General features: G+C 56.1%; 28 protein-coding genes and 1 pseudogene. 12 read left to right on the top strand and 17 right to left on the bottom strand.

The window, feature by feature from the left end:
• Window position 1: 1 nt before the first annotated feature.
• The 4 genes and pseudogenes from U5A05_RS12180 to U5A05_RS12195 form a co-directional block, all read right to left on the bottom strand.
• Window positions 2-1189, bottom strand: coding sequence for an MFS transporter (locus tag U5A05_RS12180; protein ID WP_321836506.1), 1188 nt, complete (start codon window positions 1187-1189; stop codon window positions 2-4).
• A gap of 224 nt (window positions 1190-1413) precedes the next feature.
• Window positions 1414-3000, bottom strand: coding sequence for an ABC-F family ATPase (locus U5A05_RS12185; protein WP_261742311.1), 1587 nt, complete (start codon window positions 2998-3000; stop codon window positions 1414-1416).
• Between the two features lie 12 nt (window positions 3001-3012).
• A pseudogene (locus U5A05_RS12190) lies at window positions 3013-3252 on the bottom strand (site-specific integrase); the annotation flags it as partial.
• 731 nt (window positions 3253-3983) lie between these two features.
• Window positions 3984-4934, bottom strand: coding sequence for a LysR family transcriptional regulator (locus tag U5A05_RS12195; protein ID WP_321833035.1), 951 nt, complete (start codon window positions 4932-4934; stop codon window positions 3984-3986).
• A 130-nt stretch (window positions 4935-5064) separates the two neighbouring features.
• On the opposite strand from U5A05_RS12195, the gene U5A05_RS12200 reads away from it, so the two are divergent.
• The 5 genes from U5A05_RS12200 to U5A05_RS12220 all read left to right on the top strand — a co-directional run bounded on the left by U5A05_RS12200 (window position 5065) and on the right by U5A05_RS12220 (window position 9391).
• The gene (locus U5A05_RS12200; protein WP_261742427.1) at window positions 5065-5340 is read left to right on the top strand and encodes a DUF2798 domain-containing protein; all 276 of its coding nucleotides are present in this window, start codon (window positions 5065-5067) and stop codon (window positions 5338-5340) included.
• A 143-nt stretch (window positions 5341-5483) separates the two neighbouring features.
• Entirely contained in the window at window positions 5484-6521 is a 1038-nt protein-coding gene (locus tag U5A05_RS12205; protein WP_321833037.1) for a zinc-dependent alcohol dehydrogenase family protein, read from the top strand.
• A 242-nt stretch (window positions 6522-6763) separates the two neighbouring features.
• Window positions 6764-7078: an acid-activated periplasmic chaperone HdeA gene (gene hdeA / locus U5A05_RS12210; protein WP_261742314.1), complete on the top strand. Its 315-nt coding sequence runs from the start codon at window positions 6764-6766 to the stop codon at window positions 7076-7078.
• Window positions 7079-7324: 246 nt separating this feature from the next.
• The gene (locus U5A05_RS12215; RefSeq protein ID WP_261742315.1) at window positions 7325-7783 is read left to right on the top strand and encodes a hypothetical protein; all 459 of its coding nucleotides are present in this window, start codon (window positions 7325-7327) and stop codon (window positions 7781-7783) included.
• A gap of 459 nt (window positions 7784-8242) precedes the next feature.
• Window positions 8243-9391 carry a PQQ-dependent sugar dehydrogenase gene (locus tag U5A05_RS12220; protein WP_321833039.1) on the top strand — a complete coding sequence of 383 codons (1149 nt, stop codon included), beginning with the start codon at window positions 8243-8245 and terminating at the stop codon, window positions 9389-9391.
• Between the two features lie 117 nt (window positions 9392-9508).
• On the opposite strand, the gene eco is transcribed toward U5A05_RS12220, so the two are convergent.
• Window positions 9509-9991 carry a serine protease inhibitor ecotin gene (gene eco / locus U5A05_RS12225; RefSeq protein ID WP_261742317.1) on the bottom strand — a complete coding sequence of 161 codons (483 nt, stop codon included), beginning with the start codon at window positions 9989-9991 and terminating at the stop codon, window positions 9509-9511.
• Window positions 9992-10187: 196 nt separating this feature from the next.
• Between eco and pgm the strand changes: the two genes are divergently transcribed.
• Complete coding sequence (pgm, locus tag U5A05_RS12230; RefSeq protein WP_321833042.1) at window positions 10188-11828, top strand: phosphoglucomutase (alpha-D-glucose-1,6-bisphosphate-dependent); 1641 nt, start codon at window positions 10188-10190, stop codon at window positions 11826-11828.
• Between the two features lie 63 nt (window positions 11829-11891).
• On the opposite strand, the gene U5A05_RS12235 is transcribed toward pgm, so the two are convergent.
• The 3 genes from U5A05_RS12235 to U5A05_RS12245 all read right to left on the bottom strand — a co-directional run bounded on the left by U5A05_RS12235 (window position 11892) and on the right by U5A05_RS12245 (window position 15431).
• Window positions 11892-13763, bottom strand: coding sequence for a DUF3857 domain-containing transglutaminase family protein (locus U5A05_RS12235; protein ID WP_321833044.1), 1872 nt, complete (start codon window positions 13761-13763; stop codon window positions 11892-11894).
• A 306-nt stretch (window positions 13764-14069) separates the two neighbouring features.
• Entirely contained in the window at window positions 14070-15080 is a 1011-nt protein-coding gene (locus U5A05_RS12240) for a zinc-dependent alcohol dehydrogenase family protein (RefSeq protein ID WP_321833046.1), read from the bottom strand.
• A 54-nt stretch (window positions 15081-15134) separates the two neighbouring features.
• Window positions 15135-15431, bottom strand: coding sequence for an ArsR/SmtB family transcription factor (locus U5A05_RS12245; RefSeq protein WP_019822791.1), 297 nt, complete (start codon window positions 15429-15431; stop codon window positions 15135-15137).
• A 196-nt stretch (window positions 15432-15627) separates the two neighbouring features.
• Here U5A05_RS12245 and hemB point away from each other — a divergent pair, with 196 nt between their 5' ends.
• Together hemB and surE are read left to right on the top strand one after the other, a co-directional pair.
• Window positions 15628-16602: a porphobilinogen synthase gene (hemB, locus tag U5A05_RS12250; protein WP_261742321.1), complete on the top strand. Its 975-nt coding sequence runs from the start codon at window positions 15628-15630 to the stop codon at window positions 16600-16602.
• Between the two features lie 88 nt (window positions 16603-16690).
• On the top strand, window positions 16691-17467 hold the full coding sequence (surE, locus tag U5A05_RS12255; protein ID WP_321833054.1) for a 5'/3'-nucleotidase SurE: 777 nt from the start codon (window positions 16691-16693) through the stop codon (window positions 17465-17467).
• On the opposite strand, the gene U5A05_RS12260 is transcribed toward surE, so the two are convergent.
• The 7 genes from U5A05_RS12260 to U5A05_RS12290 all read right to left on the bottom strand — a co-directional run bounded on the left by U5A05_RS12260 (window position 17464) and on the right by U5A05_RS12290 (window position 22336).
• The gene (locus tag U5A05_RS12260) at window positions 17464-18399 is read right to left on the bottom strand and encodes a LysR family transcriptional regulator (protein WP_261742323.1); all 936 of its coding nucleotides are present in this window, start codon (window positions 18397-18399) and stop codon (window positions 17464-17466) included. The two genes, surE and U5A05_RS12260, sit on opposite strands and share 4 nt — an antisense overlap.
• A gap of 102 nt (window positions 18400-18501) precedes the next feature.
• Window positions 18502-19590, bottom strand: a complete 1089-nt coding sequence (modC, locus tag U5A05_RS12265; protein ID WP_261742324.1) for a molybdenum ABC transporter ATP-binding protein — start codon at window positions 19588-19590, stop codon at window positions 18502-18504.
• A 2-nt stretch (window positions 19591-19592) separates the two neighbouring features.
• Window positions 19593-20273: a molybdate ABC transporter permease subunit gene (modB, locus tag U5A05_RS12270; protein WP_321833057.1), complete on the bottom strand. Its 681-nt coding sequence runs from the start codon at window positions 20271-20273 to the stop codon at window positions 19593-19595.
• On the bottom strand, window positions 20274-21041 hold the full coding sequence (gene modA / locus U5A05_RS12275) for a molybdate ABC transporter substrate-binding protein (protein WP_321833058.1): 768 nt from the start codon (window positions 21039-21041) through the stop codon (window positions 20274-20276). It abuts the gene before it with no gap.
• Between the two features lie 143 nt (window positions 21042-21184).
• Entirely contained in the window at window positions 21185-21841 is a 657-nt protein-coding gene (alkB, locus tag U5A05_RS12280; protein WP_321833060.1) for a DNA oxidative demethylase AlkB, read from the bottom strand.
• Between the two features lie 5 nt (window positions 21842-21846).
• Window positions 21847-22014 carry a hypothetical protein gene (locus U5A05_RS12285; protein ID WP_321833061.1) on the bottom strand — a complete coding sequence of 56 codons (168 nt, stop codon included), beginning with the start codon at window positions 22012-22014 and terminating at the stop codon, window positions 21847-21849.
• A 19-nt stretch (window positions 22015-22033) separates the two neighbouring features.
• Window positions 22034-22336, bottom strand: coding sequence for a DUF1883 domain-containing protein (locus U5A05_RS12290; RefSeq protein WP_048361752.1), 303 nt, complete (start codon window positions 22334-22336; stop codon window positions 22034-22036).
• Window positions 22337-22546: 210 nt separating this feature from the next.
• Between U5A05_RS12290 and U5A05_RS12295 the strand changes: the two genes are divergently transcribed.
• The 3 genes from U5A05_RS12295 (at window position 22547) to U5A05_RS12305 (ending at window position 24649) form a co-directional block, all read left to right on the top strand.
• Window positions 22547-22897: a hypothetical protein gene (locus tag U5A05_RS12295; RefSeq protein WP_261742329.1), complete on the top strand. Its 351-nt coding sequence runs from the start codon at window positions 22547-22549 to the stop codon at window positions 22895-22897.
• Between the two features lie 187 nt (window positions 22898-23084).
• Complete coding sequence (locus U5A05_RS12300; RefSeq protein WP_321833063.1) at window positions 23085-23729, top strand: c-type cytochrome; 645 nt, start codon at window positions 23085-23087, stop codon at window positions 23727-23729.
• A complete protein-coding gene (locus U5A05_RS12305; protein ID WP_321833064.1) occupies window positions 23726-24649 on the top strand; it encodes a c-type cytochrome in 924 nt (307 codons plus the stop codon). Before U5A05_RS12300 ends, U5A05_RS12305 begins: the two co-directional genes overlap by 4 nt.
• 50 nt (window positions 24650-24699) lie before the next feature.
• Here the strand turns inward: U5A05_RS12305 and U5A05_RS12310 are convergent, their stop codons facing one another.
• Window positions 24700-24981: a hypothetical protein gene (locus tag U5A05_RS12310; protein WP_261742332.1), complete on the bottom strand. Its 282-nt coding sequence runs from the start codon at window positions 24979-24981 to the stop codon at window positions 24700-24702.
• Window positions 24982-25008: 27 nt separating this feature from the next.
• Entirely contained in the window at window positions 25009-25197 is a 189-nt protein-coding gene (locus U5A05_RS12315; protein WP_261742333.1) for a DUF2188 domain-containing protein, read from the bottom strand.
• Window positions 25198-25475: 278 nt separating this feature from the next.
• Between U5A05_RS12315 and galU the strand changes: the two genes are divergently transcribed.
• Window positions 25476-26315, top strand: a complete 840-nt coding sequence (gene galU / locus U5A05_RS12320; protein ID WP_095036572.1) for a UTP--glucose-1-phosphate uridylyltransferase GalU — start codon at window positions 25476-25478, stop codon at window positions 26313-26315.
• The last annotated feature ends 133 nt before the right edge of the window (window positions 26316-26448 follow it).

Raw genomic sequence — 26448 nt, forward strand, 5'->3', positions numbered from 1 at the left:
TCTAAGCAGCCGCGCGCCGCGCCAACCCCAGACTCAACAGCAAGCCCATGCAACACATCACTGCCGCGCTGAAGAAAATCCACGGATAACCCATGTTCAGCGCAATGGCCCCCATGATCGGCCCCGCAATGGCCAGCGCCAAATCGAAAAACACCGCATAAGCACTTAGCCCCGCGCCTCTGCTTGAGACCGGCACTTGCTTGACTGCCTCAACGCCTAGCGCCGGGTACACCAGAGACAGGCCAAAGCCGGTCAGACCAGCGCCAATCAGGGCATAGTTGGTCGAGGGTGCCAGCCACAGCAATATCAGGCCGACGGTTTCGATGCTCATACAGCCGATCGCCACGCTGTAGCCGCCAAAACGATTGATGCTATTGGTGAAAATCAGCCGCGCAAGAATAAAACACACGCCGAAAACCGACAGGCAATAGGCCGCCCCGGTCCAACCGCGATCGATATAAAACAAGGTAATAAACGTGGTCAGCGTGCCATAGCCAATGGAGGCCAGGGTCAGGCTGATGCCGTACGGGGCAATCAGGCTGAACACCGACCAAAAGGGCAGGCGTACGCCGCTGATTATCGGGATGGATGGTTTTTTGCGAATCAGCAGCAACGCCAGTAGAGCCAGCAGTAGCAGGGTCACCCCAAGACTGGCGAAGCCCAACTGGTCGATCATCACCACACCCAGCGGTGCCCCAATGGCGATAGCGCCGTAGGAGGCGATGCCGTTCCAGCCAATTGCCCGGGCGGTGTGTTGAGAGCCGACCTGGGCGATCCCCCAACTGATCGTGCCGACACCGATCAGGCCTTGGGCGATGCCGAGAAAAACCCGGCCGACAATCAAAATGCACAAGCTCAGCAAAGGCCAGCCTTGAAGCGCCACTGCCAGGGAGGTGAGCACACCGCTTATGGCGATCCCGATCAGGCCATAGACGATGGCGGGCTTGGTCCCGAGGCTGTCTACCAGTCGCCCGGCCGAGGGACGGCTGAGCAGCGTTGCCAGGTATTGCGAAGCGATGGTCAGCCCCGCGACCACGGCGCTGAAGCCCAGTTGGTCATGTACGTAGCCCGGCAGCACGGCAATCGGCAGGCCAATGCAGATAAACGCAATGAAGGTGTAAAACACGATCGACAAAATTTGCAGGGTGACCGACAGGGAGCTCGTGGGGGAGGGGTGTTGCGCAGGCATAAGCACATAATCCGGCTGACGATCGATGATCGGCATGATGGCGCGGCGTCGGGATAAATGAAAGCAGGCTAACTATGTTCGCTCCCACAAAACCTGCGGGAGCGAGCTTGCTCGTGATGCAGGCGCTGCGGTTTGTCAGGTAACCCGTCTTAAAACGAAAAACCCCGTCACCAGGACGGGGTTTTCGTTACGACTAGTTGCTTAGCGATACGGGGTGTCTGAAATCAGAACACAACGCCTTGGCTGCGCAGGTAGTCATCGTAGGTGCCGCTGAAGTCGATCACGCCGCTTGGGCTCAGCTCGATAATACGAGTGGCCAGCGAGGATACGAACTCACGGTCATGGCTGACGAATACCAGAGTACCCGGATAGTTCTCGAGTGCCAGGTTCAGTGCTTCGATGGACTCCATATCCAAGTGGTTGGTTGGTTCGTCCATGATCAGCACGTTGGCCTTTTGCAAGATCAGCTTGCCGAACAGCATGCGACCTTGTTCACCACCGGAAATCACTTTGACTGACTTGAGGATGTCATCGTTGGAGAACAGCATGCGGCCCAAGGTGCCACGTACCATTTGCTCGCCTTGAGTCCACTGGCCCATCCAGTCGAACAGGGTCATGTCGTCTTCGAAGTCGTGGGCATGGTCCTGGGCGTAGTAGCCCAGCTCCGCAGCGTCAGTCCACTTCACAGTACCGGCATCCGGGGTCAGTTCGTTGACCAGGGTGCGCAGCAGGGTAGTTTTACCGATACCGTTCGGGCCAATGATCGCGACGCGCTCGCCGGCTTCAACGGTGAAGCTGAAGTCCTTGAACAGAATCTTGCCATCAAAGCCTTTGGCCATGTGCTCGACCATGACTGCCTGGCGGTGCAGCTTTTTGTTCTGTTCAAAGCGGATGAACGGGCTGACACGGCTCGAAGGCTTGACCTCGGCCAGGGTGATCTTGTCGATCGCCTTGGCACGGGAGCTGGCCTGCTTGGATTTCGAGGCGTTGGCCGAGAAGCGGCTGACGAACGCTTGCAGCTCGTTGATCTGAGCCTTTTTCTTGGCGTTTTCCGACAGCAGTTGCTCGCGCGATTGGGTGGCGACGGTCATGTACTCGTCATAGTTGCCCGGGAACAGACGCAGTTCGCCGTAGTCCAGGTCAGCCATGTGGGTGCAGACACTGTTCAGGAAGTGCCTATCGTGAGAGATGATAATCATCAGGCTGTTGCGCTGAGTCAGAATGTTTTCCAGCCAGCGGATAGTGTTGATATCCAAGTGGTTGGTTGGTTCGTCGAGCAGCAGTACTTCAGGGTTCGAAAACAGCGCCTGAGCCAGCAGAACACGCAACTTCCAACCCGGCGACACTTCGCTCATCGGGCCGTTGTGCTGTTCGATACCAATACCCAGGCCCAGCAGCAGCTCGCCAGCGCGGGATTCGGCGGTATAACCGTCCATTTCTGCAAACTCGGTTTCGAGTTCGGCAACGGCCATGCCGTCTGCTTCAGTCATTTCCGGCAGCGAATAGATGCGATCGCGCTCGGCCTTGACCTTCCACAGCTCCTCGTGACCCATGATCACGGTGTCGAGAACGGTGAATTCTTCGTAAGCGAACTGGTCCTGGCGCAATTTACCCAGACGCACGTTCGGCTCCAGCATGACCTGGCCGCCAGACGGTTCAAGATCATCGCCGAGGATTTTCATGAAGGTGGACTTGCCGCAACCGTTGGCACCGATCAGGCCATAACGGTTACCAGCACCAAATTTTACGGAAACGTTCTCGAAAAGCGGCTTTGCGCCGAACTGCATCGTGATGTTAGCTGTGGAGATCAAAGGGGTTACCTATCAAGGAGTTACGCGGTGTGCTTTTGTCGCTTGGGCCAATCCTGGGCCATTCAAGAGCTTTTCCATCTCATCCCGATCACCGCTAGGGTTAAGCCAGCGCGCATAAGTAAAGAGCAACATTTGGACGCTACGGCCAAGTTGCTGAGCAATAAAGGCGGGATTCATGCCGGACATTGAGCATATTGTCGCATAGGTGTGACGACAGTTATATGGCAGGTGGTAGCGTATCCCCAGCTTTTCTTGGGCAGGATGCCTTTGGTGGCGCAAAACAGGGGTTTATTTACCGGGTAGGCTCATTTGTGACGCAAGGACGCCATAGGGTAATTCTCTACTGCCCATCCAGCTATGCCATGAACGATGCCGACAGGCGGGGGCGAGCTGGATTCTGCAGGAGAGCATCTGATGCTGGGTGGCGCCAGCGTCGTTGTGGTACGCCGTTGGCACCTGTGAGCCAGAGCTGTGTTGGCCAAGACTGATAATAAAAGAATAAGTATATTCTTTTTAGTTAATTGACTTGTTGCTGTCTTGTAAGCAACAGCCTCAAGTAAGAGTTGGTTTTAACAAGCCTCCCACGAGATGCTGCCCAATAACTTTACAGTAGGCCGATCAACGGTTTATTCGAATTTTTTTGTGCGTTACTTCACATATAAAGGTGCCCGTATCGCCGCGGAGTACGTAAAGGGCAGCCCTGTAGGCCGCAGAAGCGCGCGAGCAGTGCAGATCGCGCAACTTGCGGTATGCCCATTTCCAGCCACGCTTATTTGTTACGTTCATATGACTCTTCCATAAATGGCATTATGACATGAGTGTAACAGCGCGTTATAAATAAGAAATGTGTCTGAGCAGGTTTATTTTCGATGAATAACGTAAATATATTAAAAATTAAAGGCTTATAGCGCGTTTCGAATGCATTAAATTATGAATGTAATCCATATGAGTTGCGCACCACTTTAGTGCGCTCTAAAACATGGCTATGCACTCGATTGGGCGCTGACGGTAATTTCCTTTGGCCAGCGCTGGCCCAGATGCTCGGTCAAGTAATCCATAAACGCTTTAACTTTGGCAGTTATGGCTGCGCGATCCTGAACACAGGCATATATATCCAGCGGTTCGGCGCTAGATTCACTCGATTCATGGCTGTGCTCAAGCAGGGCAACCAGTTGGCCTGATTCGATCCAGGATGCAGCTACGAACTCGGCCAGACGTGCGATCCCGGCGCCGTGGATGGCCATTTGAGCCAGCGCATCGATATCGTCACTGATCGCGGTGAAATTCAACGTTGCGTAATAGTGCTCCCCCTCGCGAATAAACCCCCAGCGCAACAGCCGTCCGTCCAACGGGTAGCGAAAGGCCAGGCAGGCATGTTGCTGGAGTTCTTCAGGGGTCCGCGGGATGCCGGCGTGCTCCAGATAGGCTGGGGATGCGCAAACTACAAAAGGGATTGAAGCAATTTTGCGCGCTACGATGCCTTCTTCCAGTTGCGGTTTGATCCGCAGGCTCAGGTCGATTCCATCCTGAATATGATTGATCTTGCCATCGGTGGTGCGCAGCTCAAGGGCCAGGCGCGGGTGGCGTTCAGCAAAACCGGCAATCAATGGCGCCAATACATGCCGCCCGAAGGCGGAGGACGCTGCAATACACAGCCGTCCTTGAAGCTCGGTTTCGCCAGTGCTAATGGCCATTTGTGCCGAATCCAGATCTGAAGCAATGCGCTGCACCCGCGCGAAGTACAGCGCACCGTTTTCGGTCAGCGCCATACTGCGCGTGGTGCGTTGTAGCAGACGCGCCCCCAGATGCTCTTCCAGGCGGTTGATGGTCTGGCTCACAGCTGGTGCGCTAACCCCCAGGTTTTTGGCTGCCCCCACGATGGAGCCTGTTTCTACCACTTTGATAAAGCAGGCAATCGCCGCTAACAGGTTCACGTTGGTTGGCTCCCAAAGGCTATTCGTAAGTTTTTCTTTATAAAGTAACTATGCGTAAGCGTCTAGTTGCCTGTTTTTGATCTTGTTAAGGTTCATGCCTCCTGAAATTCAACGCTTAAAAGGGCCTGTCATGACATCAAAAGCATCTTCCGATACCGCTTCTACGACACGTTTCAAGCTCACAGCACGTGCTACGCCGTACGTGTTCGCTTTTTACATGGCAACGATCATGGCGTTTTTGATGTCGCTGGTGATCACTGCAGCAAACTCCGGGATTGAGGGTAATTTCCTAAGCAATGCGCTGCATGCCTATCAGTTGGCGATGCCTGTCGCGTTCCTGTGCATTCTGGTGGTACGCCCAATTGTGACCAAGCTGGTATTTTTCACGGTTCATCCGCACCGCTAGTCAGGAAACGCTTTTTGTGACCTGCGGCAAGGGCGCGCCTGAAAAAGGCTGCTTAACTGCATCAATGATTTTGAGGGCTGCCGTGAGGGGTGCACCTGAGTGGCAGCTGTTGATGATTTTTGATCCGGTAAAGGAAAGCCATCATGAAAGCGCTCACCTATCAGGGGCCTGGCGAAAAAGCCTGGGCCGATATCCCAAAGCCGGTCATTGATAAACCGACTGACGCCATTGTACGAATCCTCCACACCACCATCTGCGGTACGGATTTGCACATTCTCAAAGGCGATGTGCCAGAAGTTACCCAAGGCACAGTTTTGGGTCATGAAGGGGTAGGGGTGGTAGAGGCAGTCGGCTCGGCCATACGCAATTTCAAGCCCGGTGACCATGTCCTGATTTCATGCATCACCTCATGTGGCAGTTGCGCCAACTGTCGCCGCCAGATGTATTCCCATTGTGCTGATGGCGGCTGGATCCTGGGGCATCTGATTGACGGCACCCAGGCTGAATATGTGCGTATTCCCCATGCCGATAACAGCCTGTATCCGGTGCCGGCAGGCGCGGATGAGGAAGCCCTGGTAATGCTGAGCGATATTTTGCCCACCGGGTTTGAAATTGGCGTACTCGCGGGCAAGGTCAAGCCGGGTGACAGTGTTGTGATCGTTGGTGCGGGCCCAGTAGGGATGGCTGCGCTGCTGACTGCACAGTTTTACTCTCCGGCTCAGTTGATCATGGTGGATGGCGATACCAATCGGCTCGAAGTCGCCTTGCGCTTTGGAGCTACAGATGTCATCGATATCAATACGCAAAATGCGGTTGAACGTATTTTCGAGCTGACCCAAGGGGTCGGGGTAGATGTTGCAATTGAAGCGGTAGGCATCCCGGCATCCTTCGATACCTGTCAATCGGTGATCGCTCCGGGCGGGAGTATCGCCAACGTTGGGGTTCATGGAAAAAGCGTTGAGCTGCATCTGGAAAAACTGTGGATTCAAAACGTCACTATTTCAACCGGGCTGGTCAACACCAATACAACGCCCATGCTGATGAAAACCGTGCAATCCGGAAAAATCGATGCAGGCAAGTTGATTACTCACCGCTTTGCACTGTCTGACATCCTCCAGGCATATGAGGTGTTCGGGAACGCGGCAAAGGAGAAGGCGATGAAAGTTATTCTTTCTCAATAAAAGCAAACGTATTACCACCCAGCCGGCTGGGTGAGCAGATGGCTGAATCAGGGGCGAGCTTATAAAGTTATCGCGCGCGAGTTGGTGTGGCTTGATGTTGAGTGTTAAATATTATCAGGTCGGCGCATGGCGATGAAGTTGCTGATAAGTTGGTTGTTTTTTTGACAGACACAACATTCGATACTATGTTCTTTGCGGCAGAACACATGTTACTGAATCTTTGAAAATAGGGATATTTATATATGAAGAAGCACATTCTGTTTGTGGGCGCTGTGGGTCTGGTTGCACTGTCTTCGTTGGTTCAGGCTGAAACCAAACAACCCGTCGCACAGTGGACGTGCGCTGATTTCCTGGCGGTGGACGAAAGCTTCCAGCCGACCGCCGTGGGTTTGGGTGAAGCCATTAACAAAAAAGGCAAAGTTGAAGATGCAGTACTGGATGTAGACGGCATCGCTAAAATCACCCCGCTGGTGGTGACTGCCTGCAAGGAAACCCCAAAAGAATCTTTCGTGTCCAAGCTCAAGGCTGAATGGGCCAAAGTCAAAAAAGACGTATAACCTCGCGCCCCAGGCCTGTACTTCGCAAGAGTACAGGCTGCCCCTATGCTTGAGCCCACCTGCGGCTAAAAACTCCCCAGCTGTTGTGAATTTCCTGCCCGGTTACCCCTCTATATAAAGACAGGCCTGCCTTGCTGGTCAGAAGGGCGTAGTAGACTACGCTGGTTTTATCTCTAACTGTCGGGGAACTCTATGTTAATCAGATCATTAGCCGAACTTGATCGCATTCGTGACGAGTGCAGGTCCATGGTCACCAAACGCTCCGCAGTGTCGGCAGGTGCCGCCGCAATCCCGCTGCCGGGCCTCGATATTGGCACTGATGTGGCGCTACTGGTTGAGATGTTGCCCGCGATCAACGGTAAATTCGGGTTAACCCCGCATCAGATCGAGCAAATGGACTCGCGCTCGAAACGTTTGATTATCGTGGCTGTCACCGGTATTGGCAGTGAAGTTATCGGCAAGTTCATCAGCCGAACGCTGGTCATGTCGCTGGTACGCAAGATGGGCGCCAAAGTGGCGACCAAGTCAGTGATTCGCTTCGTCCCGTTTGTGGGCCAGGCGGTGGCTGCCACCATCAGCTTCGGGGTGATGAAAATGGTCGGCAATGGCCATATCGAAGACTGCTATCAAGTTTGCCGCGAGGCGCTTCTGGCGCAAGCGCGAGAGTCAACAGTGATCGAGATTGGCCCTGAAATCGACACCTGACACGTTTATTTGACCGTGAAACCGAACCTGTCACTCACAGGGCCATCAAAGGTTTAAGGTCGACCAGAAATGGAGGGTGTGATGCATACGGTTAAATTCAGTCTTTTGCTGCTGATAGGGGGGATACTTACCTTCCAGGCGCAAGCGGGTTCAAATGTCACGGATGGCTCAACGCCAACTAACCGCAGCGCGCTGATGGCGCAAAACACCCCGTTAACCAATACCCCACCCGCGAATAATGTCATCCAGCGCATAAATCCCAACAGCCGTCAGGGCTCGGGACCTTCAGTGCCCGGCCCAAGAGGACCGTCGACCGTCCCCATGCAGCCAAACCAGGGCATCGACAACGGCAGAATAGGCAATGGTTACCAGCGAAACCAAGCGCCCCCTCAGACCCTCAAACCGACCGCTCCGTCGCTACAACCGCGAGACAAACCATAATCGAACAAGGAATGACTGATGTTGAGAAAAACCTTGCTGGCCACGTTGTGCGCCGCTTCGCTGCTCAACGTTACGTTATCGGTTCAGGCCGATGCGCAGAAGACGTTTGCTTCCGAGGCTGGAACGGTTACCGCAACTGCGATCGTAGAAGGGCTTGATCATCCGTGGGCGCTGGCTTTCCTGCCTGACAAACAAGGCATGTTGGTGACCGAACGCCCAGGTAACCTGCGCGTTGTAAGCCCTGAGGGCAAACTATCGGCGCCGCTATCGGGGGTGCCAAAGGTGTGGGCCAAAGGGCAGGGCGGCCTGCTCGATGTGGTGTTGTCGCCAAGCTTTGCCGAAGACCGACTGGTGTATTTGTCGTACGCCGAAGGAGGGGAAGATGGAAAGGCGGGAACCGCCGTTGGCCGCGGACGCTTGTCGGATGATTTGACCCGTTTGAGCAACTTTGAAGTGATTTTTCGTCAGCAACCCAAGCTGTCTACCGGCAATCACTTTGGCTCACGCCTGGTGTTCGACCGTGACGGTTACCTGTTTATTGCCCTGGGCGAAAACAACCAGCGCCCGACCTCACAGGACCTCGATAAGTTACAGGGCAAGGTTGTGCGCATCTACCCGGACGGACGTATCCCCAGCGATAACCCTTTTGTCGGCCAGAAAGGCGTGAGGCCGGAAATCTGGTCATACGGGCATCGCAATCAACAGGGCGCTGCGCTGAACCCATGGACGGGGACCCTGTGGACACACGAACACGGTCCCAAGGGGGGAGATGAAATCAACCTGATCGAGCGCGGCAAAAACTATGGTTGGCCGCTGGCAACTCACGGCGTTGACTACTCTTCACTGCCGATCTCCGAAGCTCAGGGCAAAACCGCCGAAGGCACACTTGGCCCGCATCACGTATGGGAGAGGTCGCCCGGCATCAGTGGCATGGCCTTCTACGACTCGGACCGTTTCAAGCCTTGGCAGCACAGCCTGTTTATTGGCGCCTTGGCAGATCAAGAGCTGATCCGGCTACAACTGAGCGACGACAAGGTAGTGCATGAGGAACGCTTGCTGGGTGATCTCAAGGCACGTATCCGCGACGTACGCCAAGGCCCGGATGGTTATTTGTATGTGTTGACCGACGAGGACGATGGCGTGCTGTATCGCGTGGGTTTGCAGTAGCCACAGTCATCTTGTGGGAGTGGTTTGCTCGCGACACCGGTAACGCGGTTGATCCGAGATAGCGCGGTGCTTTCATCGCGAGCAAGCCCGTTCCCACGGAAACAAATCAGGCAGTGCTTACTCGCTCACAGCCTGCTTGATCTGCTTGGAGGCCGACCAGATCCGGTAACGCACTTCGATACCCTTGGGCACGTACACCACGATTGGCAGCTTGCTGTTGTAACGCAACATGAACCCTTCACCCACGACCGGCACAAACTCGGGATGCGCCTTGCCTTCAGGGCAGGCCATCATGGTGCTCATGGGGCCGCTGACCTTGCTCAGGCGATACATCGGGTAGCCCCAGCCCTTGAGGGTCTTTTCTTCCAGCTTACCGCCCAGGCGCTGCTGATTGCAGTCGACCTGCAAGGTCTTGCCCGCGATGATTTGTACTTTGAAGTCGTCTTCATTCTTCTGTTTTGGCAGTTGAATGACCTGACGGCTAAAGCCCGCTTCGGCTTTAGGGTAGGGGGCGACGTCTTCCAGTTTGGCGGCGTTGGCCACGCTGCACAGCGTACTCAGGGAGAGTAATACGGCTGCACTGATCACCAGTGGTTTCATGCTGCTTCCTTATTTCAGAACTAAAAATGTATACCCAGGTGAATTAAACAACGTGTCTGGATCAATATCAGACAACGAATAGTGCATTAAAGTGCAAAACAGAGCACGTGGCGTGGATAGATTGCTTCTCGCCAATGTCGAACTGCCAGTAAACTGTTTTTTTTTCCTCCGAATCATTAATTTCCCGAGGTTTTGCATGACACTCAGTCCTCTTGCGGGCAAACCGGCTCCCGTTCAGTTGCTGGTCGATATACCGCGACTGGTGACCGCTTATTATACCGGTCAACCCGATGCAGCGATCGCCACGCAACGGGTCGCCTTTGGTACTTCCGGGCACCGCGGCAGTTCGTTTGAGCTGAGCTTCAATGAGTGGCATGTGTTGGCTATCAGCCAGGCCATTTGCCTCTACCGTCAAATGAAGGGTATCAACGGCCCACTGTTTGTCGGTATCGACACCCACGCACTGTCGACCCCGGCCGGTGCCAGCGCCCTGGAAGTGTTTGCCGCCAATGGTGTCGAAACCATGATTGCCGCGGGCGACGAGTACACCCCGACGCCAGCCATTTCCCACGCAATTATCTGCTACAACCGTGGCCGCTCCACCGGCCTGGCAGATGGCGTGGTGATTACACCGTCGCACAACCCGCCTGAAAGCGGTGGCTTCAAGTACAACCCGCCTAACGGTGGCCCGGCCGATACCGATGTCACCAAATGGATCGAAGCCAAGGCCAATGAACTGCTGGCGGCCAAACTGGCCGGGGTCAAGCGCATCAGCTATGAGCAGGCACTCAAGGCCAGCACCACGCACCGCCATGACTACCTGAACACCTATGTTGCCGATCTGAAAAACGTGATCGACATGGACACCCTGCGCGGTGCCAATTTGCGTCTGGGCGTCGACCCGCTGGGTGGCGCCGGTGTGCGCTACTGGTCGGCGATTGGCGAACACTACGGTCTCAATCTGGAAGTGGTGAACACCGCGGTCGATCCGACGTTCCGCTTCATGTGCGTGGACTGGGATGGCCGGATCCGCATGGACCCGTCCTCCAGCTACGCCATGCAGGGCCTGATCGGGCTTAAAGAGCGTTTCGACGTGGCATTCGCCTGTGACCCGGATCACGATCGTCACGGCATAGTTACGCCATCAGGCGGCTTGTTGGCGCCGAACAACTATCTGGCTGTGTCCATCGACTACCTGTTCCAGAACCGCCCGCAATGGCGCGCAGATGCTGCGGTTGGCAAGACCGTGGTCAGCAGTGGCTTGATTGACCGCGTTGCTGCGCGTCTGGGGCGCCGTCTGTATGAAGTGCCGGTAGGCTTCAAGTGGTTTGCCGACGGCCTGTTCGAAGGCTCGTTGGGTTTTGGCGGAGAAGAAAGTGCCGGGGCTTCGTTCCTGCGTATGGACGGCAGCGTCTGGTCGACCGACAAGGATGGCTTGATCCCATCGCTGTTGGCCGCAGAAATGACCGCTCGTACTGGCCGTGATCCTTCGCAGCTGTACCAGAAAATGACTGAAGAGCTGGGCCTGCCGTTCTCGACCCGTGTCGATGCCAAGGCTACCCCGCAGCAGAAAGCCCTGCTCGGCAAGTTGTCACCCGAGCAAGTCAAGTCGACGAGCCTGGCCGGTGAAGCCATTACCCGGATCCTCAGCCATGCCCCAGGCAACGACCAAGCGATTGGCGGGCTTAAGGTAATGACCGAAAACGGTTGGTTCGCAGCACGCCCTTCGGGCACCGAAGACATCTACAAAATCTATGCCGAGAGCTTTATCGGTGACGAGCACCTGAGCCGCCTGGTCGAGGAAGCGCAAGTGCTGGTAGATACTGCCATCGCCTGACAACCCAAAAAAAAGCCTGACCCCGCAATGGGGTCAGGCTGATTGTGGGTGATCCAGCCGCTATCAGCCCTTGCTGTTGAGTTGCACCACTTGCTGCATCTTTTCGTTGCAGGCACGGGCTTGCTGGAGCATCGCTTCGAACGGCGCGCTCATGATCTCGTCGTGACTTAACCAACTGTGCTTTTGGGTCATGGAGTACAGGTAGCGATACTCATCCTTGTTACGCTTGCTGCTCAGTTCCATATCAAACCACGGCGAGCTCACGGAGCAGGTGTTGATTGGTTTGCCAACCCTGGCACCTGACAACGTGATGTCGTAGGTGACTTTCTCCGGATCCGCCATATACAAATCAGCCAGTTGCCCGGTGCGGCGATAGTTCATCAGGCTGTCCCAGCGCTCGCTCATAAACGCCGGCTTGTAGATTTGCTGCCCGGACAGGTTTTCCAGTGCCCGCAAATTAGTCAGGGTGGCGTGTACCTTGTAACGCTCGGGCACCACAAAGCCGGTTTTCTCGCGGCTGATCTTGCAGTCGCTGATTTCCTTGCCAAAGTGATTGCACAAGTTCAGATCCGTGGCGGAAACCCCTGAGTCGGTGTCGGCATAGCTGAGCTGCATCAGCGTCATCTGGCCCATTTCGACTTCAGCGGTGGTGCGTGCCTGGCCATCGCGGTTGAAGTGTTCGAACTTCTTCACGGCCATGCTCAGGCTCGGTGCTGCTTCGGGGATGTGATCCTGACGCACCTTGCCTTCGGCATCGACGACCAACGCCCAGCGATTCTGGATGTCGGGCATGCTGCGACCCGGCAAGAACACCGGGTTGGTTGGGTCAAGCCACCAGACCTGGCCGTCGACCTGGGCCCTGACGATTGCATGATTCGCTGAGCTGGTGCCAGGCAGCAGCAGACCCAACGGATTGCTGCCGCGGCTGACCCAGCTGGTTTCAGCCTGGATGCCGCTGGCCTTCAACATGGCAGTCAGCAGTATCGAAAGGTCTTTGCAGTCGCCGTAACCACGTGCTTCGATTTCACTCAAGGTAAATGGCACATAGCCGCGATCTGTGGCGCGCCAGTCGCCCAGATAACGGTACTGATCGTGGATAAATTGCATCAGACCGGACACTTGTTGCGCGGGCGGTAAACCCTTAAGGCCAGACACGGCTTTGGCGGCGTTAGCAGGCAGCTTGGCAGCCAGAATTTCGTTGTAGCGTGTGGCCAGGTTGCCAAAATACTCCTGCACCTGGTTTGAGCTGCCGATTTCAACCCGTGGCATCTCACGGATATAGGCGTTCCCGGCTTCATTGATGTAATTCACGAAACGCGGTTTTTTCTGCTCGATCACCAGTGTCTTGTTGTCGGCAGACGGGGTGAACGTGAAGTCTTCCATCAGCTCACTGCGCCAGACAATCGGCTGCTCGGCGGTAAAAGTACTCTTGAACCCATCGGAGCGCACAGGGGTAGGGCCGAACATCATCAGGTAATGGAAGTGCTCCATCAGCGGTTTTGCCGCCGTATGCTCGCGCACGGTGTAAGTGATCCGGGTGCCAATGCGCAGGTTCGGGAAAGCAATCGAGGTTTGTCTGGCCCGTAAAAAGCCCTGATCCGGGTTGGGCGCCATGCGCGTGTCGATTTGCGATTGGGCAAGTGCCACCGGCTTGGCACCGGGTTGTGTCGATTGGGCGTCGATGATCTCCAGTTGATCTGTCTCGGGAAAACTGAAGTCAATACGCGACAGCATCTCTCGCCCATTGTTGGTGAGGATGGTGTAGCGGTAGGTCGTGGTGCAATCGGTGCTGGTATCTTTGTTGAAATGGCAGGCTCTTTGGGTTTCGCCCGCCAAGGCAGCCTCTGATTCTGGTTGCAACGCCGCGAAAGACGGCAGGCTGATAATCCCCAATGTTGCGCAAATCAATGATTTGCTGAAAGTAAAGCGGTGCATGAGCGCCTCAGGTCATTCCCTTTAAACAGCACCCTGCGACGTTTTGATTTTCTTTAAGTGGAGTAACAGGGTGCTGCGCGAACCGCGGATGATAATTGATCGCAACTGTATTTTCTACATTGTCAGACAATAAATATCGACAAAAGGCCCGTGCTAGAGCCTTTGTCGAGGTTTTTACGCTGTGGGGATGGGGTGTTTGTGGGAGCGCGCCTGCTCGCGAAGGCCTCAAGAGCGTCGTGATTATCCAGTAAAGATCTTCGCGAGCAGGCTCACTCCCACATCAGTACCGCTCGCTTAAGTGAAGGCTTAGATGTCCAGAATGATCTTGCCGAAATGCTGGTTGGTTTCCTGGTACTTGAACGCTTCGACAATCTCGCTCAGCGGGAAGTGACGATCGATCACGGGGCGCATGCCGTTGGCATTGATCGCACGAACCATGGCCTGCTGCTGGCTGCGGCTACCGACCAGCACGCCTTGCAGGCGTACTTGCTTGATCAGCATCGGCACGAAGTTCATTGCGCCGGTTATGCCGCTGAGGATGCCAATGATTGAAATGTGGCCGCCCACCCGAATCGCAATCATCGATTGCTCAAGGGTCGCTGGGCCGCCTACTTCAATGATGTGATCAACACCGCGACCACCAGTAAGGGCCAGGGCAGTTTCGCCCCACTGGGCGTCCTTGCGGTAGTTGATCACGTGATCTGCGCCCAACGCCTTGAGGCGCTCCAGTTTCTCGTCGCTGGAGGAGGTGGCTATCACCGTGGCGCCAGCCATTTTGGCGAATTGCAGGGCGAAAATCGAAACCCCGCCGGTGCCTTGTACCAATACCGTGTCGCCAGGCTTGAGGGCGTCATCAGCCATCAGCGCGCGCCATGCGGTCAGGCCTGCGGTGGTCAGGGTTGATGCTTCGGCATGGCTATAGCCGGTGGGAGCGAGGGTGAACGAAGTGGCCTGGGCGGTCACTTGCTCACGGGCGTAGCCGTCAATGCCGTCACCGGGGACGGTGACAAAACCTTCAACCAGCGGTGTGCCGTCGATCCAGTCCGGGAAAAAGGTGCTGACTACCGAGTCGCCAACCTTGAACTCGCTCACCGCAGCGCCAACGGCAATCACTTCGCCCGCGCCATCGGCCATGGGGATGCGCTTTTCGCTCGGCCCCCACATGCCGCTTACAACTGCAAAGTCATGATAATTCAGAGAGTTAGCGTGTAAACGTACAGTGATTTCACCGATACCGGGGGCACGCGCTTCGCTGCTGCCAACCACTACATTCTGATAACCGCCGCCGGGTTGGACGAAGATTGCTTTAGTGCTCATGGGGCTTCCTCATATTTTTACATTGCGCGAAATAACGAAATGTATAAGTAAAAATTACAACTCGATTTTCAGCCTAGCCGCAAAGTCGTCGATCGCCTGTTCATTGCGTCGATAGTAGGTCCATTTGCCGATGCGGGTGGTCAGGACAAACCCGGCACGCTGCAAAATGGCCAGGTGCGCCGAAGCGGTAGAAGGTGACAGCCCGGCCTTGTGCTGCAAATGGGTCACGCATACGCCAATCGCAGGATCACCGTGATCCTGAGGCGGGAAATTGCTGAGCGGGTCTTTGAGCCACTCCATCATTTGCATGCGAGTGTCATTGCCCAGGGCTTTAAGCTGTTCGAGAATCATGGGTGGCCATGCTACGCTTTTTTACGAAATGTTCAACCGGTACTCAACTCCAGCATTCCCACAAGAAATCCCCCGCGACAACCGGCCGCAGACCGGGCGGATGTTTTGCAATTGCAGGTTCAATCCTGTATTTGTTTCGCCATTGAGCCTTGGCCAAGGCTCGTTTGTTTTTTGAATCTGCCCATCAGGAACCATGATGCCTAACCAGTTCCCCGCTGTTCGTCCGCGCCGCTTGCGCCGCTCCCAGACCCTTCGCGACATGTTCCAGGAAACCGAATTCAGCCTCAAAGACCTGGTGCTGCCGATTTTCGTCGAAGAAGAAATCGACGACTTCGTGCCGATCACCAGCATGCCGGGCGTGATGCGGATTCCTGAGTCGAAGCTGGCCGGTGAAATCGAGCGTTATGCCCGTGCGGGTATCAAGTCGGTGATGCTGTTTGGTGTTTCTCACCATCTGGATGCCACCGGCAGCGATGCCATGCGTGAAGACGGCCTGGTTTCGCGCATGGTACGTATCAGCAAGGATGCCGCACCGGACATGGTCGTGATGAGCGACACCTGCTTTTGCGAGTACACCTCCCACGGTCATTGCGGCGTGATGCACGACCACGGTGTCGACAACGACGCGACTCTGATCAACCTGGGCAAGCAAGCGGTAGCTGCCGCCGCTGCAGGTGCAGACTTTATCTCACCATCCGCCGCCATGGACGGTCAGGTGCAGGCAATCCGCAGCGCACTGGACGGTGCAGGTTTTATCGACACCTCGATCATGGCGTACTCGACCAAGTTTGCGTCAGCACTCTACGGCCCGTTCCGTGAAGCCGGTGGCAGCGCGCTGACAGGCGATCGCAAGTCGTACCAGATGAACCCGATGAACCGTCGTGAAGCCATTCGCGAGTCGTTGCTTGACGAACAGGAAGGCGCGGACGTGTTGATGGTCAAGCCAGCCGGTGCTTACCTGGACATCATTCGCGACATCCGTCAGGCCTCGCATCTGCCTCTGGCCGCGTATCAGGTCAGCGGTGAGTACGCGATGATCAAATTCGCCGCCATGGCCGGTGCCATTGACGAAGCACGGGTTGTGCGTGAGAGCCTGGGCTCGATCAAGCGTGCCGGTGCGGACATGATCCTGACCTACTTTGCGATGGACCTGGCATTGCAGGGCATCTAAGCGGTTAGCTTAAAACGGCCAGTTAGACACTTGCTTCTGACTGGCCGTCTGCATTTGACGATTGCCTTCAAACACAAGGAATGCATCCATGCACAGCGCTCGGCTCGAACGGATTTTGATCACTAACGACGACGGCATTGATGCCCCCGGCCTTGAAGCGCTAGAGGCAGTGGCACACGAGCTGGCGGATGAGGTCTGGGTAGTGGCACCGGACCATGACCAAAGCGGCATCTCCACGGCCATCAGCATTCACCACCCGTTGCGCGTCACCAAGCGCGGTGAACGGCGGTTTTCGGTTTCCGGGACGCCTGCCGACTGTGTCGCGATGGCGTTGCAGCAGTTGATGGACCAGCCGCCGCAGTTGTTGCTGTCAGGTATCAACAAAGGCGCCAATCTGGGGGTTGAAACGCTGTATTCCGGCACTGTAGGCGCGGCCATGACCGGCTTGTTGATGGGCGTTCCGTCCATTGCCTTGAGCCAGTATTTCACCCGTCGCAGCTCGGTACGTTGGGACACTGCCCGCACATTGGCCCCAGGGGTGATTCGTCAATTGCTGGGTAAAGGCTGGGAGCAATCGGCCTGCCTGAACATCAACTTTCCGGACGTACCGGCAGAAGAGGCCGGGCCAATACAAATCACCCGTCAGGGCGCCGGGCGCATGGAGGGAGTGGACGCCATCGAACGCACCGATTTTCGCGAGGCCAAGTACTACTGGCTGAGCATTACTCGGCACCAGCACCCGGAAGCGGCCGACACCGAAACCCAAGTCGTCACCCAGGGCGGCATCTCGGTCACCCCCCTGCAATTTGACCGCACCGCCATTGCCTTGCGCGAGCAACTGCGCGCGGCCACCCAAGTCACTTAGGCCCAGTGTGCCGGGTCATCGACGATGGCCTGGTGTCCTTCCAGTACTTTGGGTATTTCCTGCTTCAAAAACTCGACCCAGGTTTTGACCTTGGCATCCAGAAAACGCCGGGAAGGGTAGAGCGCGTAGATACTTTTCTCATGCAGCCGATACTGCGGCAGCAAGCGCACCAAAGAACCACGCTGATAAGAACCTACCGCCACGTAGTCGGGTAGCAGGCACACCCCGAGCCCGGCCTCGGCCGCTTGCGCCATGGCTTCGGCCACGTTGACCTGAAATACGTTGCCGGGGCGGATCACTTGCTCGCCCTGATCATCGCGAAAGGTCCAGCTGTCGGTAAACAACGGGTCCACAAGATGCAGGCAGCGGTGCTCGTGCAGTTCGTTGGGGGTTTTCGGGATGCCCTGGCCCTTGAGGTACGACGGCGCGGCACTGATGACGCTGAAGATGCTGCCCAGTTGCTGGCCGACCAATTCCGAGTCCGGCAAGTTGGCAGACAGGGTAATCACCACGTCATGGCCTTCTTCAAGCAGGTCTGGCTGGCGTTGCGAGAGGGTCAAGTCGACGTTGACCTGCGGGTAAAGCTCCGTGTAACGGGCCACCAGTGGTGCCAGCAACTGGATGCCCAGCCCGGTGGTGGACTGCACGCGTAAATGACCACGCGGGATCAGGTGCGCACCGGCAGCTTCGGCATTAGCGTCCTCGATTTCCCCAAGAATCATTCGGCAGCGCTCCAGATAGCGCGCTCCCACTTCGGTCAGCGCCAAACGTCGAGTACTGCGTTGCAGCAAGCGGGCTTGCAATGAGGATTCCAGCTCAGACAACAACCGCGACGTCTGTGCGGTGGAATAACCCAGCGCCTGTGCCGCGGCGGTAAAGCTGCCGGTCTCGACCACGCGGACAAACACCCGCATTGCCTGAAAAATATCCATCCTGATTATTACCTCACACGTAAGCGTGCTTTCTTGTGGCGGCAATAATTACACAGACCAGGCAGGCATGCCGTGTTGCAGTCGTTCTTTGCGGCCAATGCTTCAGGCGAGCACTGCCACCGCCTTGATCTGGGCCCAAAGTGCTTGCCCGGGGTACAGATGCAACTGGTCACGTGAGAAGCGGGTGATTCGAGCCAACAGGGTGGTGCCGTCAGCATCCAGGCGCACCAGCACATGGGCCCGGTTATCGGCGGCAGTTTCGCTGACCACCGTCACCCGCAGGCAATTAAGAATGCTGCTGTGTTCGCCAGGCACCAGGCTCAGGCTGATGTCCCGGGCCTGGACCTTGACTCGCAGGGTCTGGCCAACAGCCAGCGATGCATGCGCGACCCGCAACTGCTGGGTGCTACCAGGCAGTTGCAACGTCAGAAGCTGATAGTGCAGGTTGTAATGGCAGACCTGCCCGCCAATCACCACCCCAGCATCATCGCCCCGTGCCAAAGGCAGGTCGAGCCTGGCCAGGGTTTCGCCGATAGGGCCGCTGGCAAGTGCCTTGCCTTCCCTGAGCAACACAATATGGTCGGCGAGGCGCGCAACTTCATCCTGGGAGTGGCTGACGTAGAGCACCGGAATATCCAGCTCCGCGTGCAGACGTTCGAGATACGGCAGAATTTCGCGTTTGCGCTGGTTGTCCAGCGCGGCCAGGGGTTCGTCCATCAGCAACAGTTTGGGACTGGTCAGCAATGCACGGGCGATACCGACCCGCTGACGTTCGCCGCCCGACAAGTTATTCGGTGCGCGCTCCAGCAGGTGGGTGATGCCCAGCAGCTCGGTGGCGTGGGCCAGATCAACCCGGCGCTCATGGCGCGCAATACGCTTGAGCCCGAACTCCAGGTTGGCCCGTACCGAGAGGTGAGGAAACAGGCTCGCCTCTTGAAAGATGTAGCCCAGTGCGCGTTTGTGCACCGGGACAAAGTGATCTCGCTGGCTGTCTTGCCAGACTTCATCGTTGATCTGCACATAGGCCTGGGTAGCGCGTTCAAGACCGGCAATGCAGCGTAGACAGGTGGTCTTGCCAGAGCCGGAATCACCGAAGAGCGCGGTCACCCCCTTGCCGGGCAGTTGCAAGTCCAGATCCAGGGAAAAACCTGGATAGCTGTGCTGCAGTCGAAGGTTGATCTGCGACGTCATGTTCAGCTCCAGCTGGTTTGAGATTTGCGGCTCGAATACAGTGCCAGCAGCACCAGAAACGAAAACACTACCATCGCCCCGGCCAGCCAGTGCGCTTGAGCATATTCCAGTGCCTCGACGTGATCGTAAATCTGCACCGAGACCACGCGGGTTTTTTCCGGGATATTGCCGCCGATCATCAGCACCACCCCAAACTCACCGACTGTGTGGGCAAAGCCCAAAATCGCGGCCGTGATAAACCCGGGCCGGGCCAGCGGCAGGATCACGCTAAAAAAGGTGTCCCACGGGTTTGCCCGCAGGGTGGCAGCAACCTCAAGCGGTCTGGGGCCAATGGCCGTGAATGCGTTCTGCAAGGGCTGCACGACAAAGGGCATGGAGTAGATCACCGAACCGATCACCAGCCCGGCAAAACTGAAGGTCAGCGTGCCAAGCCCGAGGAATTGGGTGAACTGGCCAACATAGCCATGCGGCCCCATTGTCAGCAGCAAATAGAAGCCGATAACCGTAGGTGGCAAGACCAGGGGCAGGGCCACGATTGCGCCGATGGGGCCGCGCAACCGCGACCGGGTATGCGCCAGCCACAATGCAATGGGAGTGCCGACAATCAGCAAAATGACGGTAGTCAATGACGCCAGTTGCAGGGTCAGCCAAATCGCAGCAAAGTCAGCACTCGTGAGCGGCATTTACAGGTGATAACCATAGGATTTGATGATGGCAGTGGCCTTTGGACCTTTCAGGTACTCGGCCAAGGCCTTGGCGGCAGGGTTGTTCTCGCCTTTTTTAAGGATTACCGCGTCTTGCCGGATCGGGTCATGCATCGCCTCCGGGACAATCCACGCGGAGCCGCTGCTGACTTTGCCGTCTTTGTAGATCTGTGACAAGGCTACAAAACCCAGTTCAGCGTTGCCGGTGGAAACAAATTGATAGGCTTGGGTGATGTTCTGGCCTTCAACGATCTTGTTTTTGACCTTGTCTGTCAGGTCCAGCTTTGCCAGCACTTGGGTGGCCGCCAGGCCGTAGGGCGCTGCTTTGGGGTTGGCAATGGACAGGTGCTTGTATTGATTGCCGATCAGCGTCTTGTCAGTACCATCGATGTAGCCGTCTTTGGCCGACCACAGCGCCAGGGTGCCAATGGCGTAGGTGAAGCGCGAGCCCGGAACAATATCGCCTTCTTTTTCAAGCTTTTCGGGGGTGCTGTCATCCGCAGCCAAAAAAACCTCAAACGGCGCGCCGTTCTTGATCTGGGTATAGAACTGGCCTGTGGCGCCATACGCCGCAATCAGCTTGTGCCCGGTGTCTTTTTCAAAATCGCTGGCGATGGCCTGAATCGGCGCCGTGAAGTTGGCAGCTACTGCGACCTGCACCTCATCTGCCTGGGCCGAAGTGAAAGCACTGCACCCGATCAATATGGCGAGCACGGATGGGACAAAGGGGCGAGCACGAGCGGTCATGACAAAACTCCATTTAGAGGCGAGGGCGGCCCATCTGTATTTAGTTGTGTTGGGCGCTGGGAAGATAGTCGCTATATATAAATATTTATAGCGCTTTGTAAACCCGCAAAGGCTCGGGGAGGGGGTAAAGGGTTAAATCCGGTTCACCCTGCCTGGCGCAGGGTGATATTGATTCGCTGCTCGCCCAGCAACGAATGGTGCCCTGGCTTGATCGGCAGCACGCCGTGATAGCGCAAGCGGTCAACGCCACCCCAGACCACAATGTCACCGTGGAACAGCGAAATACGCTGTGTCGGTGCGCTTCGTTGGAACCCGCCAAACTGAAAGGTCGCGGGCAGGCCCAGAGAAATTGACACGATGGGCGCCGTAAGGGAGCGCTCATTCTTGTCTTGGTGCAACGACATTTTGGCGCCTGGAGCGTAGGAATTGATCAGGCAAGCATCAGGTACAAAACCATTGAACCCTGCCGCTTCGGCTGCCGTTCGCGCCAGTGTGAGAAAGGCTGCAGGCAGGGCTGGCCAGGGCTGGGCGCTTAACGGATCGACAGGGCTGTAACGATAACCGTCGCGGTCGCTAGCCCAGCCCAGATCGCCGCAACTGCTCAAGCGGGCGGACATGGTAAAGCCGCCAGGCGTCTGCATCTGCCGCAAGGGCGATTGGCGCAACACGCCATCAAGGGCCGCCAGCAGTTGGGTGAGTGCGGGCAAGGCGAAGCCGCGAAGCACATACGCCTGATCGCCGATGCGCTCGACCCGGGCGGGCTGCTGCAAATCCTGCTCGGCAAACAGATCCAGAGACATGGGGCTTAGAGCGCCTTGCTCGCCTTGATGTCGGTGATTACATCGTCTGCATCGTTGTGGAGCTTCTCAAGTGCTGCGCGGGCTTCTTCTTCCGAGCCTGACTGAAGCTGAGCAAACTCAAAACGGCGTTCGCCATTGAGCTTGTACTTGATCACGTACTTGGTAGTTTGCACTGTAATTCCTGCCTTGGGCTTAGCGGAGTTTGGAGCTGGAGCGACGTACGATTTTAATGGTCGGCTGGAAGCTCGGCTTGCGGGTTACGCTGATGGCGCGGGTGGTGACGGTATCAATGGTGATATTCCAGAAACCGGTGCTCGGCGCAGTGATGCGAGCCGGGAAATCCTTGAAAGCACCGCCATGGTAGGAGTGACGGCCACCATTTTTGAAGCTGCGAAAGTGTGCATCGCTCATCAGGCGAATATTGCAGGGTTGGGAGCACTCGATGACGACAATATCGTCTTCGTTAAGGTGCTCGCGCTGGTGAATAAATTTCATGGGTGCTCCAAAAAGGTGGAATCTGCTGAAAAATCAGCACGATAGCATGTGCTCGAGCCCCGTCAGGGGGCTAAAGCCGAGTATTATGCCGTGATGCGGGTGAGTTTGACGTAAAACGTGGATAATCCGCCACTATTGAGTATTTATTCACTATGACCCGGGAGAAATTCTGAGTTTCTGCGGTCGTAGGGTCTTTAACGGAGAATGTATATGAAGTGGGGCGTATTAGCGGCGATGCTGGTTTTGGGTGGCTGTGCATCTGTCACAGACATAGAACAGACGCTGCCCACGCTGAATGTGATTTCGGGCAAGAAGCCGGACGCCTACGCACAATGCCTGGTGCAGCAGCTGTCCATCACGCGCAAGGCACCCCAGATCGAACCGCATAAAGAAGGGTTCCGGATCATTGTTCCGCAAAAGCTGACTTCCAATCCAACGGCAGTCATCGATATTGAAGAGCGCTCCGGCGGGAGCAGTATCAAGGTCTACGAAAGCATGTCCAATGTGCCGGTGCGTCCGGGAGACATTCGCAAAGCGGCAACACACTGCATTTCCGGTTGATTGAAGCGCCGCTTCAGCTCATCCGTAACTGCCCCGAACCTGACGACTGCCTTGCGCCGCGTCAGGTTTTTTTCGCGACTTCATTGTAAACAGGCTAAAAGCAGTGTTGTGACCTTGTAGGAATTCTCCTACGCTCCATATGCTTATATTTTATAGGCCTAAGCATATAACAATAATGGAGCTGGTCATGATTCCACTTAACCGAACGCTATTGAGCAGCGTAATGTTGCTTGTTTTCAGCAACGTTCAGGCGCAACCCAACATCTACTTGCAGGGCGGAGCCCAGCCGGGCGCAATCGCCTGCGTGGCTTGCCACGGTGCAGATGGCATGGGACTGGCGCCAGCCGGTTTTCCGCGATTAGCCGGTATTTCTGCCGATTACCTGAGCAAGCAGTTACATGATTTTCAAAGTGGCAAGCGGGTCAGCCCCGTGATGCAACCCTTGGCCAAGGCATTGACGGACCAGGAAATCACTTCCGTGACAGGCACTATCGCCGCTATGCCGGCTCCTGCAGTACCCGCCATCAACCGCAGTCGCATGCCCGCCAGCCTGGGTGAGACACTGGCCTTGCGTGGCGCCTGGGATCGCCAGATCCCCGAGTGCGTCAGCTGTCATGGGCCTGGCGGGGTTGGCGTGGGGAGCGCTTTCCCGCCACTGGCCAATCAGCCTGCGTTGTACCTGACCGCGCAGTTGAATGCCTGGCGCGATGGCACGCGTAAAAACGATCCCAATGACCTGATGGGCCATATCGCCAAGGCCATGACCGAGGATGAAATCAAGGCGGTTGCCGACTATTTCGCCACTGTGGGTCACAAGGAGGTCACACCATGAAAATCCTGATGCCCGTCTGCACATTTTCGATTCTCCTGAGCCCGGGAGTGGGTGCGGCGACCATTGCGATGGAGGATCAGTCGCAGATCAAAGTTCCTGTGCCTGCCGAACACATCACCTACTTTCAGCCGCCGCAACAGAGCGAACTGCCGGACAACGCCTACGGCAAAATGGTCATGGACGGTTATGCCCTGTTTGTCGATACCAAGCGTCAGGCGCCACAGTTCGTTGGCAACGGGCTTAACTGCACCAATTGCCATCTGGATCAGGGCCGGCTGGCCAACTCGGCGCCGCTCTGGGGCGCTTACCCCATGTACCCGGCGTATCGAAAGAAGAACGACAAGGTCAATACTTTTGCCGAACGCCTGCAAGGCTGCTTTCAATTCAGCATGAACGGTGGCAAGCCTCCGGCGGCCGATAGCAGGGAAATTACAGCTCTCTCGACATATGCCTACTGGCTGTCGACCAAGGCTCCTGTAGGTGTTGAGCTGCCTGGCCGCGGCTACCCCGATGTGTCAGAGCCTAAAGGTGGCTACAACCTGGTGCGTGGTGCGGCTGTGTACAAGGATCAGTGCGCGATTTGTCATGGCGACAACGGACAAGGGCAAAAGGCTGGCGATGATTACGTAATGCCGCCGCTATGGGGCAAGGAGTCCTACAACTGGGGAGCCGGCATGCACAGGATCAATACAGCGGCCTCGTTTATCAAACACAACATGCCGCTGGGCAAGCCCAACAGCTTGAGTGACGAGCAGGCGTGGGATGTAGCGGCGTATGTAAACACCCATGAACGGCCACAGGACCCACGTTTGGTCGATGGATCAGTGGAAAAAACCCGGCTCAAGTACCACGCCAATGACGGGGTAAACGTCTACGGCCAGACCGTGAATGGCGTGCTGATCGGACAAGGCATCCAATAACCGCAAATGCCGCTGAAGCCTTGCGCTTTAGCGGCATCCGTCAACAAACCCTATTTGCACGTAACCACAATATTTCGGCTGTTGAAATTACCCACATCGACGCCCAAGGTCTTGTCGTCTTCCCTGATCGCAGGCGAACCATTTCTGCCGACGATGTTATATCCCGTACCGGCGCAAGAGGCGTCCGCCTTTTCGTAGCACTTGGCCCACGACATGGCCTCGCCCGAGCAGTCTATGCTCAGTCCTTGTTTGCCGTCGGCAAGGTAGGTATTGGACGCTGTTGCACAACCGCCTAGTGAAACCAGAGCGAGCAAGGTCAGAATTTTTTTCATCGAAGTGTTGTCATCACGAAAGTAGGGTTAGTTTTTCTTGTTGCGCCGACGGGCTGGTGGCGCAGGCTGGTCCTGAAGCACCGAAGCCACCTCAATGGCCGCTTCCTGCGTGTTGAATGGACCTGCAATGTTTTCGCCGGATGCGTCAAACACGCACCATTCGCCCGTTTCGTTGGGTTTGATTTCGTAACCGTTGACGCTGATGGGTGCGGACATCTAAGAACTGCCTTGTTAGCTGCATGAATTGCGTGATGATAGCGCAAGGGCATTACGGGTGTTGCCAGTATGTGAGCAGGTATTTACAAGCGGGCAGGCGTGCGGTTTGATTGGTTGGAACACCCGCTGGGGAACAACCCGCAACAATAGCAATGGAACTAATGCCCTAAATATTTATCTACGTTGGCATCAGTTTGCTATCGAGAGGCATTGTAACGTCGATGCCGCCTGATTAGACTGCGCCAAATTTGGAACACACAGCCCTTTTAAGGACTCATATGATCAAGAAATGCTTGTTCCCAGCAGCCGGCTACGGCACTCGCTTTTTGCCAGCGACCAAGGCCATGCCTAAAGAAATGCTGCCGGTGGTGAACAAGCCACTGATCCAGTACGGGGTTGAAGAAGCACTGGATGCTGGCTTGACTGAAATTTCCATCGTGACAGGACGTGGCAAACGCGCACTGGAAGACCACTTCGACATCAGCTACGAGCTGGAAAACCAGATCAAGGGTACTGATAAAGAAAAGTACCTGGTCGGTATCCGTCGTCTGCTGAGCGAATGTTCGTTCTCTTACACCCGTCAAACCGAAATGAAAGGTCTGGGTCACGCAATTCTGACCGGCCGCCCACTGATCGGTGACGAACCCTTTGCCGTAGTACTGGCGGACGACTTGTGCGTCAACCTGGAAGGCGACGGCGTTCTGACGCAAATGGTTAAGCTGTACAACCAGTACCGCTGCACCATCATTGCGATCCAGGAAGTTGATCCGGCAGAGACCAACAAGTACGGCGTGATCGCTGGCGAAATGATCGGCGATGATCTGTACCGCGTGCGCAACATGGTTGAAAAACCGGCACCGGAAGACGCACCGTCGAACCTGGCCATCATTGGCCGTTACATTCTGACCCCGGACATCTTCGACCTGATCAAACAGACCGAACCGGGCAAAGGCGGCGAAATCCAGATTACCGACGCCCTGATGAAACAGGCACAGAACGGTTGCGTGATCGCGTACAAATTCAAAGGCCAACGTTTTGACTGCGGTGGCGCTGAAGGCTACATCGAAGCAACCAACTTCTGCTTCGAAAACTTCTACAAAACCGGCAAGGCTTACTAAAAGCGCGGTGTTGTAGAGAGCTTCAAGACAAAGCCACCCTCGGGTGGCTTTTTCGTTTTTTTGCCTTCGGCAACCTCCCGCGCTGGTCAATCGCGCTGGAGTGATTATGCTGATGGCCTGCCTAGGAGAGAGA

The organism is Pseudomonas kulmbachensis (assembly GCF_963681935.1).
Classification (GTDB): domain Bacteria; phylum Pseudomonadota; class Gammaproteobacteria; order Pseudomonadales; family Pseudomonadaceae; genus Aquipseudomonas; species Aquipseudomonas kulmbachensis.